We start from the raw sequence: 16,554 nt of genomic DNA, 5'->3' as shown, positions 1-16,554 counted from the left end.
CACCAGGCTCCCCTGGCACCCGTCCGCTAGGGCGGGATGCCAGGGCCGGCGGGCTCACTCGCGCGCCGGCTTCACGCCCAGGCACGCCAGGGAGCTGACCAAGATCGCCAGGCCGGACAGCGGATACAGCAGGGTCGAAGGCACCAGCGGGATGAGCACGCCCGCCAGCAGCGGCCCCACGCTGGCACCCACGTCGCGCCACATGGCGTTGGAGGCCAGCGCCGGCAGCCGGGCCTGACCGGGATGGCGGGTGGCGACCAGGGTCACCACCAGGGGGATCTGCAGGGCGCGCAGGATCAGTACGCCGCCGGCGCCGAGGATCAGCCAGTGGAAGCCGAAGGCGATCAGGAACAGCGCGGTCAGCGTCGAGCAGACCACCAGCATGGGCGCCGCGCCATAGCGATCCGCCGCCCGACCGCCGAGGGGGCTGAGCAGCATGTCGGACACATAACGCAGCGCCATCAGCAAGCCGGCCACCAGTACCGCGTTGCCGCCCAGCACCGCCTGGGAAAAGGCCGACAGGCCAAAGATGAACAGGCCGTCTAGGGTCACGCCTTCGATGAAGGACCAGGTGACAATGCGATCCGGCCAGCGTAGGCGCCGTCCGGGCGCCGGCAACTCGTGACCGGCGCGCGGCAGCCCCAGGGCCAACAGCAGCCCGATCAGGCAGAGACCGCTGCTCAGCAGCAGCACGGCGCGCGGCCCGTACTGCAGGGTGAGCCAGGCACCCGCGGAGAGGGCGAGCATGGGACCGATGGCGATCAGCGCCCGGGAGGTGCCGGTGCGCCGGGCGGCGCCGGCCGGGTCGGCGGTGGCCAGAACCTGGGTGGACAGGTTGAAGGTGGCGAAACTCAGGCCCCAGGCCAGCCGTAGCCCCAGCAGCGCCCAGAAACCCGAGAGGTTGGCGTTGCCCAGGGCGCAGAGGGCGGCCACCGCGGCGGCCACCACCAGGCTGCGCCGGTCGCCGCAGCGGGCATAAAGCTGCACCACATAGCGATAGCCGACGATGCGGATCACCCGGTTGGCGGCCAGCAGGATGCCGGCTTCGATCAGGGTGATGCCGAAGACCGGAGCGTACATGGGCAGGACGAGGTAGAGCAGCACGTCGCTGGGCAGGCAGAAGGCGAGGACGATGGCCGCGCGCCGGGAGGCCTGGTCGACGGACCGGGAAGAGCTCATGCGCAGAAAATTCCTATGGACGAGGTGACGTCCAGCCCTTCGGTCGGCAGCTGGACAGCGGATTGCAGGGACGGCGGTGCCGGACAGACGCGAGGCAGAGGCCGCGGCTGCAACGAGGCTGTCATTATCTCTTCTTTTGCAAGAGGTGTCCGCCAAGCGAAACGGCTGAACTAACCCGCCATGCGCGCAATCCTTTTCAGTGCGTCTTGCGCCGCGCAGTGGCTGCCCGGCCCTGCCACGTCCCGTCATGAAAAGGAGTCGTCAGTGACCGTAGCTGCCCACCATTACCATCCTGTCCGGCCCGGCCCGCTGCACGCGCTGCTGCTGGCCGGCTCCGTCCCGCTGTTCATCGGCGGTCTGCTCAGCGATATCGCCTATTACCAGACGATGCAGATCCAGTGGGCCAACTTCGCCGCCTGGCTGATCGCCGGCGCCCTGTTGCTGTCCGGGCTGGCCCTGCTGTTCGCTCTGGGCAACCTCTTTGGCGCCCGTTTCCGGGGTCGCCGACCGGTGGCCTATTTCCTGCTGCTGCTGCTGGCCTGGGTGCTGGGGCTGGTCAATGCCTTCGAACACGCCAAGGATGCCTGGGCGGTGATGCCCGCCGGGCTGATCCTCTCGGTGGTGGTTTCGGTGCTGAGCCTGGTGGCCGCCTGGATCGCCCTCTCCAACCTGCGTTCGGAGGTGGTTCGATGAGCACTCCAAGAGCCTTGAGCGTCCTTGGTCTGGCCGTGCTGCTGGCCGCCTGCGGCAACGAAGGCGGTGCCGACACCCAGGCGCGCGGACCCGATCCCAAGCTGCCCGAACCCCAGCGCGGCCTCCTGCCGAGCATGAAGATCGCCGAGCCGGCCCCCTGGGGCGATCGCACGCCCACCGTGCCCCAGGGCTACACCATCACCGCCATCGCCACTGACCTGCGCATTCCACGGCAGATGCTGGTGCTGCCCAATGGCGACATCCTGGTGGCCGAGGGCCGTGGCGGCAACGCGCCGAAGCTGAAGCCCAAGGACGTCATCGCCGGCTACATCAAGGCCCAGGGCAACACCCAGGTGAAGGGTGGCAATCGCCTGACGCTGCTGCGCGATGCCGACGGCGATGGCAAGTACGAACTCAAGACCGTGTTCGCCGAGAATCTCAACGCGCCCTATGGCCTGGCCTTCGCCAATGGGCGGATCTATGTGGCCAACCAGGACGCCCTGGTCAGCTTTCCCTACCAGGACGGCCAGACCCAGGCCAGCGGCGCGCCGGACAAGCTGGTCGACCTGCCGGCGGCGATCAATCACCACTGGACCAAGTCCCTCGCCGCGAGCGCCGATGGTCGCTACCTCTATGTGGGCATCGGCTCCAACAGCAACGTCGGCGAGCGCGGCATGGATGTCGAGGTGGATCGCGCGGTGATCTGGCAGATCGATGCCCAGAGCGGCGCGCACAAGAACTATGCCACCGGGGTGCGCAATCCCACCGCCCTGGCCATCCAGCCCGACAGCGGCCAGCTGTGGGCGGTGGCCAACGAGCGCGACGAGATCGGCCCGGACCTGGTGCCGGACTACCTGACCTCCATCCGCGAGGGCGGCTTCTATGGCTGGCCCTACAGCTACTGGGGGCAGAACGTCGATACCCGCGCCCAGCCGCAGGATCCGGCCAAGGTCGCCGCCGCCATCAAGCCCGACTACAGCCTGGGCTCCCATGTCGCCGCCCTGGGGGTGACCTTTTCCACCGCGGCGGTGGGTGGGCAATTCACCGATGGGGTCTTCGTTGGCGAACACGGCAGCTGGAACCGCGACAAGCCGGTGGGCTACCGCGTGGTCTTCGTGCCCTTCCAGCAGGGCCGCCCGGCCGGCGAGCCCATCGACTTCGCCACCGGGTTCTTTGGCGACGATGGCAAGACCCGCGGCCGACCGGTCGGGGTGGCGGTGGACCAGCGTGGCGGCGTGATCATCGCCGACGACCTGGCCAATACGGTCTGGCGGGTGACGCGCACCCAGTAAGGTGGGTGACGATCCGGTTGCCGTCTTTCGGGGCGGTGACCGGTTAACCCATGCGGTGGTGCAGATCACCCAGCACGATCAAACTACCCACCACCATCAGCACCAGGATCAGGCTGGTGAACAGCAGCAGATAGAGGTCGTGGCGGTGCGAACGACCCAGGCTGATATGCAGAAAGCAGCGCAGGTGCACCAGGATCTGCAGCAGGCCCAGGCCGAAGATGACGCCCAGGGTGGTCTCGCGTGGCCAGGTCGGGAAGAGCACCAGGCCGATGGGGATCAGGCTCAGCGTCACCGCCAGCACCAGGCCGATCACATAGCTCGCCAGTTCGCGGCGATAGTCGTCACGCTTCATGGCAACAGCCCCTGCAGGTAGACCACCGACAGGATGGCGACCCAGACGATATCGAGAAAATGCCAGAACAGCCCCAGGCGCATCAGCCGGGTCTTTACTGGCGTATCCAGACCGAACACCCTCAGTTGTACCAGCATCACCACCAGCCACAGGCAGCCACTGGCGACGTGCACCCCGTGCATGCCCACCAGGGCGAAGAAGGCCGAGAGAAAGGCGCTGCGCTGGGGCAGGGCGCCTTTGTCCGCCATGCCGAGGAAGTCGTGCACCTCCAGGCCGAGGAACACCAGCCCCAGGGCCAGCGTCACCAGCAGCCAGGTCACCAGGGGCCGCAGCCGACCCTCGTGGTACTTCATCGCCAGCGACGCCAGGCCGTAGGTGAAGCTGCTGGCCAGCAGCACCAGGGTCTGGGCGGTGACACTGCCGATCTCGAAGACGTCCCGGGCCACCGGTCCCCCGGCGGTGGCGTGCTGCAGCGTCGCATAGATGGCGAACAGCAGCGCGAACACCAGGGCGTCGCTCATCAGGAAGATCCAGAAGCCGAACAGCGAGTATTCGGCCTCGACGTGGGTCGCGTGATCGGTGGGACCGACGTTGAGGCCGGCGTGGTTCATATCACGCGAACTCATGGCCCCATCTCCGCCAGGCCACGATTGCCCGGCCCGGTTTCCTCGTCGCGCGTGACGGGGCGGGTCGCGGCGACCTCATCCAGCCAGGCCTCATGTTCGCGCCGAACGTCCGCCGCCGAGATCAGTCGCTCGGTATCGCGCTGGAAACTGCGGGCGATGACCGCCCCCCAGGCCACCAGCAGCCCTAGTACGGCCATCCAGCCGATGTGCCAGACCAGGCCGAAGGCACAGGCGAAGCCCGCCGCGCCGACGATGGCCGGGACGGCGCTGTTCTTCGGCAGGACGATGTCGGCATAGGTTCGCGGCCGGTCGTAGGCCAGACCCTGTTCCTTGAGCCAGGTGAAGGGGTCGCGGTCGTTGATCGGCAGCGGCACGGCGAAGTTGTACTCCGGCGGCGGCGCGGCGACCGCCCATTCCAGGGTGCGGCCGTTCCAGGGATCACCCACCGGCACCCGCGCACTGTCGCGGCGCCGAATGCTCACCACCAGTTGAATCACCAGGCTGCCCAGGGCGGCCAGCAGCACCACCGCGCCAAGCTCGGCGACCCACAGCAACGGGGCGAAATCGGGGTTGTGAATGGCCTGGCTGCGCCGCGGCAGACCGGAGACGCCCAGTACATACAGGGGCATGAAGGCGAGAATGAAGCCCAGGCCGAAATTCAGCGCGGCGATACGCCCCCAGCGCTCGTCGAGGCGAAAGCCGAAGGCCTTGGGAAACCAGAAGTGGTAGCCCGCCAGCATGCCGAACAGCATTCCCGGGATCAGCATGTTGTGGAAGTGAGCGACCAGGTAGACGGTGTTGTGCACCTGGTAGTCCACTGGCGGCGTGGCCAGGGTGATACCGGTGAGGCCGCCGATCACGAACAGCATGATGAACATCACCGCATAGATCAGCGGCGTGGTCAGGCGGATACGGCCGCGGAACATGGTCGCCATCCAGTCGTAGATCTTCACCCCGGTGGGGATGCCGATGAGCATGGTGGCGATACCGAAGGCGGCGTTGATCTTGGGTGACTGGCCCATGGTGAAGAAGTGGTGCAGCCACACGGTAAAGGACAGCACGGCGATCACCAGGGTGGCCCAGACCAGCGAGTGATAGCCATAGAGCCGCTTGGTGGAAAAGGTGGCGAAGACCTCGGAGAACACTCCGAAGGCCGGCAGGATCAGGATGTACACCTCCGGATGGCCGAACAACCAGAACAGGTTGATGTAGTTCATCAGGTTGCCACCCTGGGTGTTGGTGAAGAAGTGGAAGTCCAGGTAGCGGTCCAGGGCCAGCAGCAGAGTGGCCACGGTCAGCGGCGGCATGGCGAAGATCATCAGGATGCTGGTGCACAGCGCTGTCCAGCTGAACAGCGTCATATGGAACAGGCGCATGCCGGGCGCTCGTTCCTTGTAGAGGGTGACGGCGAAGTTGAGGCCGGTCAGGGTGCTGCCCAGGGAGCTCAGGGTCAGGGCCCAGATCCAGTAGTCGGGACCGACGCCGGGCTGGTACTCGGCACCGGTGTAGGGCGGATAGCCGCTCCAGCCACCGGTGGAAAAGCGCCCCAGCACCAAGGACACCATCACCAGCGCCGCCCCGGCCACGGTCAGCCAGAGGCTGATGGCGTTGAGCAGGGGAAAGCGTACGTCGCGGGCGCCGATCTGCAGTGGCATGACGAAGTTGATCAGCCCGGTGAGGAAGGGCATGGCGACGAAGAACACCATGATGGTGCCGTGGGTGCTGAACAGCTGGCCGAAGTGTTCTGGCGGCAGGTAGCCCGGCGCATCGATGGCCAGCGCCTGCTGGGTGCGCATCATCATCCCTTCCACCACGCCGCGGCTGAACATCACCAGGGCCAGCACCACATACATGATGCCGATGCGCTTGTGGTCCAGGCTGGTGAACCACTCCTGCCAGAGATAGCGCCACTTGCCGAGCCAGGTGATCACCCCGGCGGTAGCCAGGGCGCCGAGGATCACCACGCTGGCGCCGCAGGTGGCGACCAGGCTGTAGAAGGGCAGGGCGTCGTAGCCCAGGCGGCCGAACAGCAGATGCCAGAGGGCCGAGGAATCAGTCATGGGTGGCTCCCTGGAAGGTATCGCAGGCGGGTACCGGATCCTGGCGATAGCGTGCCAGCACCCAGGCGAAGAGGGCGGGTTGGGTCAGGCGCAGCTGGGCGGCCTGCTCCAGGGTGCCGGGACGGGCCAGCACCTGGTAATGGGCGCAATCCAGGGCCTCGCGAACCTGGCTCATGTGCTGAGTCCAGGCTTGGAAATCCGCTTCCGCCAGCACCCGGATCGGGAAGTGCTGATCCTGGAAACCCTCGCCGCTGTACTGGGCATTGCGACCCTCGAACTGGCCGGGCAGGGGAATCTGCAGATAGCGCTGAGTCTGCATGCCGGCCATGGCGTAGATCTGGCCCCCCAGGCGCGGCAGCAGCAGGGACTGCATCACCGTATCGCTGGTGAGTCTGAGCTGCACCGGACGACCTGCTGGCAAGACCAGTTCATTGACCGTGGCGATCCCCTGTTCGGGATAGAGAAACAGCCACTTCCAGTCCAGCCCGATCACCTGGACCTCTAGCGGCGTCACGCCGGGTGTCGGTGAGCGATAGGGGTCCAGGCTGTGGGTGCGGGTCCAGACCAGGAAGGCCAGGGCTGCCACGATCAGCGCCGGCACGCCCCAGGCGAAGACGTCCAGCAGCCAGGAAAACTCCCAGCGTGGCCGGTAGGCGGCGCGCGTGTTGCCGTGGCGATAGCGCCAGACGATCAGCGGGGTGAGCAGGATCACCGGCAGCACCACCACCAGGGCCAGACCGACGATCCACAGCAGCAGGTCGCGTTCGCCACTGGCGGCGAGGCCGGCCGGGGCGAAAAAGCCGTGTTGCAGCGGAGAGCAGCCCGTGAGCGAAGCGGCGAGCAGCAGCCCGGCCAGCGCTCCGACGGCGGAGCGGCGCTTCGAGGTGCTCCCCGGACGAGGAGTAGAAGGACGCGATATTCGCGCTAGGGACATGAGCGGACCCGACCGTAACCAGTTGTTGCAGCCAACAGACCGCCCGAGGGGACGCGACGTTCACTGGATACTGGCGCTTGGCCGCTTCTGTTCAGGACAGGGGCGCCTGCACGGCGCGGACTAGGGCTGTTCGGTCTTCCACTGGCCGAGCAGGATGGCGACGAATTTCTCCGCCGCAGGCGACAGCGAGGCCCCGCGGCGCGAGACCAGGCCGAGGGTGCGGGTCACTTCCGGATCGGTGAGCGGCACGCTGACCAGGGTCGGGTGGTCGGCGGCCGGCATGGCCAGGCTGGGCATGGCGGAAACGCCGAGGCCGGCTTCCACCATGCCCAGGGAGGTGGACAGGTGCTGTACCTCATAGAACCACTTGGGGCGGATGCCGCGGGCGGAGAGGGCGTGGTCGAGCAGCACCCGGTTGCCGCTGAGGCGCCCCACACCGATCAGCCGGTGCTCGACCAGCTCGGCCCAACTGATCGAGGGGCGTCCGGCCAATTCATGGTCACGCCGGCAGGCCAGCACGAACTGCTCCTGTACCAAGGGCACGAACTCGATGTCCGGGTGCTGGCCGCTGAGCATGTTGATACCGAAGTCCGCTTCACCACGCAGCACGGCTTCCAGGCCGTCGTTGGCACTGAGGTCCAGCAGGCGGATGCGGATCTTGGGGTAGTGCTCGTTGTACTGGCGGATCACCGAGGGCAGAAAATAGAAGGCCGCGGTGGGGATGCAGGCCAGGGTGACCTGGCCGGTCTGGCGCTCGGCCAGTTCGCGGATGCTAAGGATGGAATCCTCGAAGTCGTCCAGCAGCCGCCGCGCCTTGGGCAGGAAATCGCGGCCGACGCTGGTGAGGCCGACGCGACGAGTGGTGCGTTCGAGCAAGGGCGTGCCCAGGCCGTCTTCCAGCTTCTTGATGCGTCGGCTCAGGGCCGGTTGCGACAGGTGCAGGGCGTCGGCGGCCTCATGGAAGCTGCCCAGTTCGGCGATTTTCACAAAAGATCGAATGTCTTGTAGCTCGTAGTCCATGATTGCCCTGCCTCGGAACCTCGGCGTAATTGATTATCCAAGTGGAATAATAGCGCTGATATTTGCATTGGATAGATTTATACCCGGCTGCCAATCTTGCCTGCAGAACATCAATAACCGCTATTGATCAACAAGAGTCAGCAGTCATGCAACGTATTCCCTGCGTTCTCATGCGAGGCGGCACCTCCAAGGGTCCCTTCTTCCTTGCCAGCGACCTGCCCAGCGATCCCGTCCAGCGCGACGAGATGCTGATCGACCTCATGGGTGCCGGTCACGAACTGGAAATTGACGGCATTGGTGGCGGCAGCCCCCAGACCAGCAAGGTCGCCATCATCAGCCCGTCCAGCCATCCCGATGCCGACGTGGACTATCTCTTCGTCCAGGTGATGGTCGCCGAGCGCCGCGTCGATACCGCGCCCAACTGCGGCAACATGCTCTGTGCCGTGGGTCCCTTCGCCGTGGAGCAGGGGCTGGTCGCCGCTGAAGACGGCAAGACCCTGGTGCGCATCCGCAACCTCAACACCAACAGCTTCGTCGATTCGCTGGTGCACACGCCGGGCGGCCTGGTGCGCTATGAAGGCGACACCGCCATCGACGGCGTGCCCGGTACCGCCGCGCCGGTGCAGCTGACCTTTCTTGACGCCGTGGGCAGCAAGACCGGCAAGCTGTTTCCCACCGGCCAGGCTACCGATGTCTTCGACGGCGTGCCGGTGACCTGCATCGACATGGCCATGCCGATGATGATCGTCGACGCCCGCCACCTGGGCGTGACCGGCAGCGAGCGCCCGGCCGAGCTGGACGCCGACTCCGGGCTACTGGCGCGTCTGGAAGCCCTGCGTCTGCAGGCGGGTCGGGCCATGGGCCTGGGCGATGTCAGCGGCAAGGTGATCCCCAAGCCGGTACTGGTCTCTCCGCCCCAGCACGGCGGCACCCTGCAGGTCCGCTATTTCATGCCGCACAGCTGCCACCGCGCCTTGGCCATCACCGGTTCCATCGGCCTGGCCACCGCCTGCGTCACCGCGGAAACGGTGGTGATGGCGCGGCTCGGCGAGTCGGCGCGTGACCTGACCCACGTCCGCCTGGAGCATCCCAGCGGCGGGATCGACGTCGTGCTGTCGCGCGGCGGCGCGGACGGCACTACCATCCAGGCCTCGGTCGTCCGGACCGCGCGCCGCCTGTTCGCCGGCCATGTCTACGCGCCCACCGCGCGGAGGCTCGCCAGCTAAAGCGATATCCCCTAGCCACCAGCGCATCCGCACAACTTCAATAAACGGTGATGCCCCATGAAACTTGCCAAATCGCTGTACTTCCAGATCCTCTGCGCCGTGGTCCTCGGGGTGCTGGTCGGTCACTTCTGGGCGCAACAGGCCGTCGCGCTCAAGCCCCTGGGTGACGCCTTCATCAAGCTGATCAAGATGATGATCGCCCCCGTGGTGTTCTGCACCATCGTCACCGGCATCGCCGGCATGACCGACAAGAGCACCCTGGGTCGGCTAATGGGCAAGACGCTGCTGCTGTTCCTGGTGCTCACCGTCATCAGCCTGTTCATCGGCCTCGGCGCGGTCTATCTGTTCCAGCCTGGCGTGGGCATGAACATCGACCCGGCGACCCTGAGCACCGCCAGCATCGCCCAGTACACGGCGTCGGCGGCCAAGCTCAGCGTGGTGGACTTCTTCATGCACATCATCCCGGACACCTTCATGGGGGCGTTCAACAAGGGCGAGGTGCTGCCGGTGCTGTTCATCGCCGTGCTCTGCGGCTTCGCCCTGTCCGCCATGGGCGAGCGCGGCCGACCGGTGCTGGAGGTGCTGGAGTCGGCGTCGCAGATGGTCTTTCGCATCTTCGGCTACCTGATGCGCTTCGCGCCGGTGGGTGCCTTCGGCGCCCTGGCCTTTACCGTGGGCCAGTACGGCATCACCTCGCTGGGCTCCCTGGCCAAGCTCATCGCCACCCTCTACATCGCCTGTGCCTTCTTCGTCTTCGTGGTGCTGGGCGCGCTGTGCCGCTCGCGCGGCTTCAGCCTGTGGAAGCTGCTGCGCTACTTCCGCGAGGAATTCCTGGTGGTGCTCGGCACCTCGTCCACCGAGCCGGTGCTGCCGCGCATGCTGCAGAAGCTCGAAGGCCTGGGCTGCAAGAAGGGCGTGGTCGGCCTCGTGTTGCCCACCGGTTACTCCTTCAACCTGGACGGCACCGCCATCTACCTGTCGCTGGCCGCGGTCTTCATCGCCCAGGCCTGCAACATCGACCTCACCATCGGCCAGACCCTGACCATGCTGGCGATCATGCTGCTGTCCTCCAAGGGTGCGGCAGGGGTGACCGGCAGCGGCTTCGTCGCCCTGGCCTCGACCCTCACCGTGATTCATGACATCCCCCTGGCCGGTCTGGCCCTGCTCATCGGCATCGACCGCTTCATGTCCGAGGCCCGCGCCCTGACCAGCCTGGCCAGCAACGCCGTGGCCACCGTGGTGATCGCGCTGGGCGAGGGCGCCTGCGATCGCGACAAGCTAATGCGTGCCCTGGCCAGCGGCAAGGCCGAACCCGTGGCGCTGCCCGAGGCCGCCGAGTGGACGGCACCGGACGTTCGTCCCCACGCCTGATCGTTTAAACCCCGCTACCGCTGCAGTCCCACCTCCGCGCCGTCACCTGGCCGGAGGAGGGGAACGGCTGGCCCGCGTCTGGCCAGGCACACGACAAGAACAAGGGATATGCCTATGCTCGCGCTTCTCGGTCTGATCATGGTGGTGACCTTCACCTACCTGATCATGAGCAAACGTCTGTCGCCCATCGTGGCGCTCACCGTGGTGCCCATCGTCTTCGCCCTCATCGGTGGCTTCGCCCCCACCACCGGCAAGATGATGCTTGACGGCCTGAAGATGGTGGCGCCCTCGGCGGCGCTGCTGCTGTTCGCCATCCTCTTCTTCGGCCTGATGATCGATGCCGGACTGTTCGATCCGCTGATCCGCAAGATCCTCAAGCGGGTCAACGGCGACCCGGTCAAGATCGCCATCGGCACCGCGCTGCTCTCGCTGCTGGTGGCCCTGGACGGCGACGGTACCACCACCTACATGATCACCTGCGCGGCCATGCTGCCGCTGTACAAGCGCATCGGCATGAATCCCATGGTGCTGGCGACCGTCTCCATGCTCTCCCTGAGCATCATGAGCGGCATGAGTCCCTGGGGCGGCCCGGCCACCCGCGCCATCGCCGCGCTGGGGCTGGACGCCACCGCCTATTTCATCCCCATGCTGCCCACGGTGATCGGCGGGGCGGCCTGGGTGGTGTTCACCGCCTTCCTGCTCGGTCGCCGCGAGCGCGCGCGCATCGGCAACGTCGCCCTGGAAAGCGGCGGGGCGGCGGGCGGCAAGTGCTATATCGAGGAGATCCTCGGTGACTCGCCGAACAAGCGTCCCCGCCTGGCCTACGTCAATCTGGTGCTGGTGATCGCGGTGATGACCGCCCTGGTCATGGGCGTGATGCACGCGGCCATCCTCTTCATGATCGGCTTCGTGCTGGCGCTGATGATCAACTACCCGCAGCTGGAGTTGCAGAAGGAGCGCATCCTGGCGCACTCGGGCAACGCCATGACCGTGGTGCTCCTGGTGTTCGCCGCGGGCATCTTCGCCGGCATCTTTTCCGGCACCAAGATGGTCGATGCCCTGGCCCAGACCCTGGTCGACTGGATTCCGCCGGCCTGGGGCCACTGGTTCCCGCTGGTGGTGGCCATCACCAGCATGCCGCTGACCTTCGTGCTGTCCAACGATGCCTATTACTTCGGCGTGGTGCCCATCCTGGCCAATGCCGCCGCGGCCTATGGGATCGATCCAGTGGAGATCGCCCGCGCCTCGGTGCTCGGCCAGCCGGTGCACCTGATGAGTCCGCTGGTGGCCTCCACCCTGTTGCTGGTGGGCATGGTCGACCGCGACATCGGTGACTTCCAGAAGGCCACCGTCAAATGGGCCGTGCTGACCTCCCTGGTCATCACCGCCATCGCACTGCTCACCGGCGCCATCTCCTTCTTCGTCTGATCCTCCTGGCGGGCGGGCATGCTCGTGCCCGCCCGCTGCAATCCCACTCCAAAAACGACAAGAGACTTCCTCATGTCCCAACTCCTCAAGGGTGGCGCGGGTTGCGCCGCCCTGTGCGCCTGTATGCCCTTCGCCGACGCCGCCGGCTTCCTCGAAGACAGCAAGCTCAGGCTGCAACTGCGCAACGTCTACTTCAACGAGAACTTCCGCGACGAACAGGGCCTGAGCGCGCGCGCCGCTGCCACGGCCAAGAGCGAGCGCACCGAGTGGGCCCAGGGATTCCTGCTGGACTACCGCTCGGGCTTCACCCAGGGCACCGTTGGCTTCGGCCTGGACGCCCTCGGCCTGCTGGGCGTGCGCCTGGACTCCGGGCGTGGGCGTAGCGGTACTGGATTGTTGCCGGTGCACGGCGACGGGCGGGCGGCGGCGGAGGCCAGCGCCTTCGGCGCCACCGCCAAGGCGCGGCTGGGCAAGACGGTGGTCAAGCACGGCACCCTGTTGCCCAAGACCCCGGTGCTGGTCTACAACGATGCCCGCCTGCTGCCCCAAACCTACCAGGGCACCCAGGTTACCAGTGACGACATCCAGGGCCTGACGCTGACCCTGACCCACCTCGATCGCTTCAAGCTGCGCGATTCCACCAACAGCAACGGCCTCTTTCCCGACGGCTACAGCGGCAGCCAGTCCGGCAATTTCAGCTACGGCGGTGCCGAGTACCAGGTGAGCAAGAGCCTGAGGCTCAGCTACTTCCACGGTGAGCTGAACAACTTCTATCGCCAGGATTTCGCTGGCCTCCAGCATGACCTGCCGCTGGCAGGGGGCGTGCTGACGGGCGACCTGCGTTACTTCAAGAGTCGCGATACGGGCGCAGCCTACGCGGGCAAGATCGACAACGACATGCTCAGCGGCCAACTGACCTATTCCCACAGCGGCCATACGGTCGGCGCGGGGTTGCAAAAGCTCAGCGGGGATGCCGGCCTGCCTTACATCAGCGGTGCCACCGTCTATTCTTTCAGCAACGTCGGCATCGGCAAGTTCATCGAGGAAGACGAGAAGACCTGGCTGCTCAGCTACGTCTACGACTTCAAGACGCTGGGGCTGCCCGGGCTGACCTTCATGACCCGCTACATCAGCGGCGACAACGGCCGCTCCGGCAGCGAAGGCCTGCACGAGTGGGAACGCGATGTGGAACTGGCCTACGTGGTGCCCAAGGGCTCGCTCAAGGGGTTCGGCGTCAAGCTGCGCAACTATGTCTATCGCGCCGACTTCGCCCGTGGCCGGGACAGCAATCGCCTGTACCTGACCTACGACCTGGCGCTCTGGTAGCAGAGGGGAGGAGGGGAGTCGCGAGGGCGACTCCCCTGGGGTTCACTGCGCGGGAATCGGCTTGAGGCCGCTGTCCTGGATAACCTTGGCGGCGTCCTTCGAGGCCAGGTACTGCAGCAGGGCGCGGGCGGCATCCGGGTGCGTGCTCTTGCTGACCACGGCACCGGAATAGAGGGTCATCTTCTGCGCCTGGTCGGGGATCAGGCCGACGATGTCGATGCCTTGCACGGGCTTCAATTCGCTCAGTTGCTGGAAGCCCAGCTGTGCGTCACCGCGGGCGACGACTTCGCCCACCGGCTCGGCGGGGATCATGCGCGCCTTGGCCTTGAAAGCATCGCTCAGCTGCATGCGCGGGAAGAGGATGTGCGCCAGGTAGACGCCGCTGGCGCTGTCGGAATAGGCCACCGACTGGGCGCTTTCCAGGCTCTGCTTGAAAGCCTCCATGGTGGAGATGTCCGGCTTGGGGGCACCCTTGCGTACCGCCATGGCGATGAAGGATTGCCCCAGGTCGACGCGGCTGTCCTTGAGCGCCTGGCCGTTGGCGACCAGCTTGTCCAAGGCCGAACCCACCATCAGCACCACGTCGGCCGGCTCGTTGCGGGCCAGGCGCTGGGGGATGGCCTGGGGCGTGTCGCCCATGGACGGCGCGGCGGCGATGTCCAGTTTCACGCCGGTGGCCTTTTCATAGGCCGGCGCGACCTCGCGGATGGCGCCCATGATCCCGCCCGAACTCAGCACCGTGAGGGTGGTGGCGGGTTGCGCCGCCAGCAGCGGCGTGGAAGCCAGCAGCAGGGCGCCGAGGGCGAGGGTGGGCAAACGTCGAAACATGGTGATGACTCCAGGGTGAAAAGACCGACGATAGACCGCGGGCAAGGCGGGAGCGCGTTAGTCCGAATGAAGAAAAATTTAATTTACCGGCCTGGTGGTTTTCCCTAGGGTGTCCGGTCCGCCAGACCGGGCGCCAGATCCAGAGGCCGCTATGACCCAGGCTTTGGTCATCGAAGACGACGAGGTGACCGCCCATGCCATCGCCAGCGAATTGCAGGCGCAAGACTATCAGGTGCGCTGGGAACGCACCGGCCGCGACGGCCTGGCCGCGGCCATCGCCGGCGGCCACGACATCATCACCCTCGACCGCATGCTGCCGGATTTCGACGGCCTGACCATCGTCAGCACCCTGCGTGGCCTCGGCATCGCCACCCCGGTGCTGATGCTCAGCGCCCTGTCCGATGTCGACGAGCGCGTCCGCGGCCTGAGATGCGGCGGTGACGACTACCTGACCAAGCCCTTTTCCCTGGTGGAGATGATGGCCCGTCTGGAGGCACTGCTCAGGCGGCCGGTGGCCCAGTCCGCCAGTCACCAGCTGCGGGTGGGCGAGCTGACCCTGGACCTGATCGAGAACACCCTGACCCGTGCCGACGAGGCCATCGCCCTGTTGCCCACCGAATTCAAGATCCTCACCTACCTGATGCGCAACGCCGGCCAACTGGTGACCCGCACCATGCTCTTCGAGCAGGTCTGGGGCTATCACTTCGATCCGGGCACCAACATCATCGACGTGCACATGGGGCGGCTGAGACGCAAGATCGAGCGGGCGGGGCGGCCGCTGGTGCATACCGTCCGCGGAGCCGGCTATGTCCTCGTCGTCCCGGACTAGGGCCGGCAGGCGCTGGCGCTCGGGGAGCAGTCGCCTGCTGGCGCTCTATGCGCTGCTCTTCGTGGCCTGGGGTGCGGTCTTCACCGGGGTGCTCTACTGGCAGATCTCCGGCTATCTGGGCGCCGTGGCGGAGCGCACCCTGCTGCAGCGGGCGCACTACTACGGCAAGGTGGCGGATGCCGACCTGCTGGGCGAGCTGCAGGCCAGCGAGGTCTATTCCATGCCCGGTATCGACGCCTACGGCCTGTTCGAAGCCGATGGCCGCTATGTCGCCGGCAACCTGGTCAAGCTCTTGCGTAACCTGCCGGACGATGGCCGGGTGCACTACCTGCAGCGGGGACTCCGGACCTCCGACGCCCTGGACGAGACCCGCAGCAGCCATGCCTTTCTGCAGCGCCGCGCGGACGGCCGCATCCTGGTGCTTGCCCGCGATGGCGGCTCCATCTCCGCAGTCGGTGGCATCATCGGCCAGGCGCTGTTCTGGGGGCTGTCGCTGACCCTGATTCCCGGACTGGTGGGCTGGCACCTGTTGCGGCGGCGCCCGCTGCGGCGGGTGGAACGGTTGCAACGCAGCCTGGAGCGGATCGTCGCCGGTCATCTGGAAGAGCGGCTGCCGCTGTCACCGCGGCACGACGAACTGGACATGCTGGCCGATGCGGTCAATACCACCCTGGCCCAGCTGGAGCGCTCGATGCACGAGGTGAAGGGGGTCTGCGACGGCATCGCCCATGACCTGCGCACCCCGCTGACGCGGCTGCGGGCGCGCCTGCACCAGTTGCAGCAGCTGCCGCTGGCCGAACCCCAGGCCGACAGCCTCGCTGAAGCCCTGGCCGAGACCGAAGCCATCATGTCGCGCTTCCAGGGCTTGCTGCGTATCTCCGAGCTGGAGGACACCCGGCGGCGCATGGCCTTCGCGCCCCTCGATCTGGCCGCGCTGCTGCGCCAGGCCCATGATTTCTACGAGCCCCTGGCCCAGGAAAAGGCCCAGACCCTGAGCCTGGAACTGGGTGAGGAACTGCCGGAGGTGCAGGGCGACGCCGAGTTGCTGTTCGAGGCCCTGGTCAATCTCCTGGACAACGCCCTCAAGTTCGCCCCCGAGGGTGGCCAGGTGCGCCTGGTGGCACGCGGGGTCGGCACCGCGGTGCGCATCGAGGTGATCGACGACGGCCCCGGCATTCCCGAAGCCGAGCGGGAGAGCGTGCTGCGGCGACTCTATCGCGGCGATGCCAGTCGCCAACAGCCGGGCTACGGCCTGGGCCTGTCGCTGGTGGCGGCCATCGTCCGCCTGCATGGCTTCAGCCTGAGCATCGAAGCGGCCGAGCCGGTGGGCGCCCGGGTGGTCATCACCAGCGCCGGCTGAGGCGCGGCTTCCTAAATTTTTCTTCACTTT

The 16,554-nt window shown here is 66.6% G+C and carries 15 protein-coding genes; 8 read left to right on the top strand and 7 right to left on the bottom strand.

From position 1 onward, the window contains the following. Positions 1–54 precede the first annotated feature (54 nt). On the bottom strand, positions 55–1,179 hold the full coding sequence (locus V6W80_RS12725) for an MFS transporter (protein ID WP_338544429.1): 1,125 nt from the start codon (positions 1,177–1,179) through the stop codon (positions 55–57). 264 nt (positions 1,180–1,443) lie between these two features. On the opposite strand from V6W80_RS12725, the gene V6W80_RS12720 reads away from it, so the two are divergent. After that, positions 1,444–1,872: a DUF2231 domain-containing protein gene (locus V6W80_RS12720; protein ID WP_160922612.1), complete on the top strand. Its 429-nt coding sequence runs from the start codon at positions 1,444–1,446 to the stop codon at positions 1,870–1,872. Then, complete coding sequence (locus tag V6W80_RS12715; RefSeq protein WP_160922611.1) at positions 1,869–3,164, top strand: PQQ-dependent sugar dehydrogenase; 1,296 nt, start codon at positions 1,869–1,871, stop codon at positions 3,162–3,164. The genes V6W80_RS12720 and V6W80_RS12715 overlap by 4 nt, the downstream gene beginning before the upstream one ends. A 43-nt stretch (positions 3,165–3,207) precedes the next feature. On the opposite strand, the gene V6W80_RS12710 is transcribed toward V6W80_RS12715, so the two are convergent. The 5 genes from V6W80_RS12710 to V6W80_RS12690 form a co-directional block, all read right to left on the bottom strand. Further along, entirely contained in the window at positions 3,208–3,516 is a 309-nt protein-coding gene (locus V6W80_RS12710) for a cytochrome o ubiquinol oxidase subunit IV (RefSeq protein WP_160922610.1), read from the bottom strand. Further along, positions 3,513–4,142, bottom strand: a complete 630-nt coding sequence (locus tag V6W80_RS12705) for a cytochrome c oxidase subunit 3 (RefSeq protein WP_338544428.1) — start codon at positions 4,140–4,142, stop codon at positions 3,513–3,515. Before V6W80_RS12705 ends, V6W80_RS12710 begins: the two co-directional genes overlap by 4 nt. Further along, positions 4,139–6,202, bottom strand: a complete 2,064-nt coding sequence (locus V6W80_RS12700; protein ID WP_338544427.1) for a cbb3-type cytochrome c oxidase subunit I — start codon at positions 6,200–6,202, stop codon at positions 4,139–4,141. The genes V6W80_RS12705 and V6W80_RS12700 overlap by 4 nt, the downstream gene beginning before the upstream one ends. Further along, on the bottom strand, positions 6,195–7,136 hold the full coding sequence (locus V6W80_RS12695; RefSeq protein WP_338544426.1) for a ubiquinol oxidase subunit II: 942 nt from the start codon (positions 7,134–7,136) through the stop codon (positions 6,195–6,197). The genes V6W80_RS12700 and V6W80_RS12695 overlap by 8 nt, the downstream gene beginning before the upstream one ends. Positions 7,137–7,256: 120 nt before the next feature. Then, positions 7,257–8,156, bottom strand: a complete 900-nt coding sequence (locus tag V6W80_RS12690) for a LysR family transcriptional regulator (protein ID WP_338544425.1) — start codon at positions 8,154–8,156, stop codon at positions 7,257–7,259. Positions 8,157–8,302: 146 nt separating this feature from the next. On the opposite strand from V6W80_RS12690, the gene V6W80_RS12685 reads away from it, so the two are divergent. From V6W80_RS12685 to V6W80_RS12670, 4 genes are all read left to right on the top strand, one after another. Beyond that, positions 8,303–9,382 (top strand): 4-oxalomesaconate tautomerase, encoded by a 1,080-nt coding sequence (locus V6W80_RS12685; RefSeq protein ID WP_338544424.1) that lies wholly within the window; start codon positions 8,303–8,305, stop codon positions 9,380–9,382. A 57-nt stretch (positions 9,383–9,439) separates the two neighbouring features. After that, entirely contained in the window at positions 9,440–10,753 is a 1,314-nt protein-coding gene (dctA, locus tag V6W80_RS12680) for a C4-dicarboxylate transporter DctA (protein ID WP_338544423.1), read from the top strand. 114 nt (positions 10,754–10,867) lie between these two features. Beyond that, positions 10,868–12,181, top strand: coding sequence for a CitMHS family transporter (locus tag V6W80_RS12675; RefSeq protein ID WP_017641218.1), 1,314 nt, complete (start codon positions 10,868–10,870; stop codon positions 12,179–12,181). Positions 12,182–12,253: 72 nt separating this feature from the next. Continuing rightward, positions 12,254–13,507: an OprD family porin gene (locus V6W80_RS12670; RefSeq protein ID WP_017641217.1), complete on the top strand. Its 1,254-nt coding sequence runs from the start codon at positions 12,254–12,256 to the stop codon at positions 13,505–13,507. 42 nt (positions 13,508–13,549) lie between these two features. Here V6W80_RS12670 and V6W80_RS12665 read toward each other — a convergent pair whose 3' ends face one another. After that, positions 13,550–14,335: a substrate-binding domain-containing protein gene (locus V6W80_RS12665; protein WP_017641216.1), complete on the bottom strand. Its 786-nt coding sequence runs from the start codon at positions 14,333–14,335 to the stop codon at positions 13,550–13,552. Between the two features lie 151 nt (positions 14,336–14,486). Here V6W80_RS12665 and V6W80_RS12660 point away from each other — a divergent pair, with 151 nt between their 5' ends. Both V6W80_RS12660 and V6W80_RS12655 read left to right on the top strand, forming a co-directional pair. Next, positions 14,487–15,164: a response regulator transcription factor gene (locus V6W80_RS12660; protein ID WP_017641215.1), complete on the top strand. Its 678-nt coding sequence runs from the start codon at positions 14,487–14,489 to the stop codon at positions 15,162–15,164. Beyond that, a complete protein-coding gene (locus tag V6W80_RS12655; protein ID WP_017641214.1) occupies positions 15,142–16,524 on the top strand; it encodes a sensor histidine kinase in 1,383 nt (460 codons plus the stop codon). Before V6W80_RS12660 ends, V6W80_RS12655 begins: the two co-directional genes overlap by 23 nt. Positions 16,525–16,554 lie beyond the last annotated feature (30 nt).

Origin of the sequence: Pseudomonas benzopyrenica (genome assembly GCF_036884265.1) — a bacterium.
Taxonomy (GTDB): Bacteria; Pseudomonadota; Gammaproteobacteria; order Pseudomonadales; family Pseudomonadaceae; genus Chryseomonas; species Chryseomonas benzopyrenica.
This window is presented reverse-complemented; position numbering and strand designations above follow the sequence as displayed.

Excerpts from the sequence above, each read along its gene's own strand:
- V6W80_RS12725 (WP_338544429.1), bottom strand. The coding sequence starts at position 1,179 with ATGAGCTCTTCCCGGTCCGTCGACCAGGCCTCCCGGCGCGCGGCCATC.
- V6W80_RS12715 (WP_160922611.1), top strand. The coding sequence starts at position 1,869 with ATGAGCACTCCAAGAGCCTTGAGCGTCCTTGGTCTGGCCGTGCTGCTG.
- V6W80_RS12710 (WP_160922610.1), bottom strand. The coding sequence starts at position 3,516 with ATGAAGCGTGACGACTATCGCCGCGAACTGGCGAGCTATGTGATCGGC.
- V6W80_RS12705 (WP_338544428.1), bottom strand. The coding sequence starts at position 4,142 with ATGAGTTCGCGTGATATGAACCACGCCGGCCTCAACGTCGGTCCCACC.
- V6W80_RS12700 (WP_338544427.1), bottom strand. The coding sequence starts at position 6,202 with ATGACTGATTCCTCGGCCCTCTGGCATCTGCTGTTCGGCCGCCTGGGC.
- V6W80_RS12695 (WP_338544426.1), bottom strand. The coding sequence starts at position 7,136 with ATGTCCCTAGCGCGAATATCGCGTCCTTCTACTCCTCGTCCGGGGAGC.
- V6W80_RS12690 (WP_338544425.1), bottom strand. The coding sequence starts at position 8,156 with ATGGACTACGAGCTACAAGACATTCGATCTTTTGTGAAAATCGCCGAA.
- V6W80_RS12685 (WP_338544424.1), top strand. The coding sequence starts at position 8,303 with ATGCAACGTATTCCCTGCGTTCTCATGCGAGGCGGCACCTCCAAGGGT.
- dctA (WP_338544423.1), top strand. The coding sequence starts at position 9,440 with ATGAAACTTGCCAAATCGCTGTACTTCCAGATCCTCTGCGCCGTGGTC.
- V6W80_RS12675 (WP_017641218.1), top strand. The coding sequence starts at position 10,868 with ATGCTCGCGCTTCTCGGTCTGATCATGGTGGTGACCTTCACCTACCTG.
- V6W80_RS12670 (WP_017641217.1), top strand. The coding sequence starts at position 12,254 with ATGTCCCAACTCCTCAAGGGTGGCGCGGGTTGCGCCGCCCTGTGCGCC.
- V6W80_RS12665 (WP_017641216.1), bottom strand. The coding sequence starts at position 14,335 with ATGTTTCGACGTTTGCCCACCCTCGCCCTCGGCGCCCTGCTGCTGGCT.
- V6W80_RS12660 (WP_017641215.1), top strand. The coding sequence starts at position 14,487 with ATGACCCAGGCTTTGGTCATCGAAGACGACGAGGTGACCGCCCATGCC.
- V6W80_RS12655 (WP_017641214.1), top strand. The coding sequence starts at position 15,142 with ATGTCCTCGTCGTCCCGGACTAGGGCCGGCAGGCGCTGGCGCTCGGGG.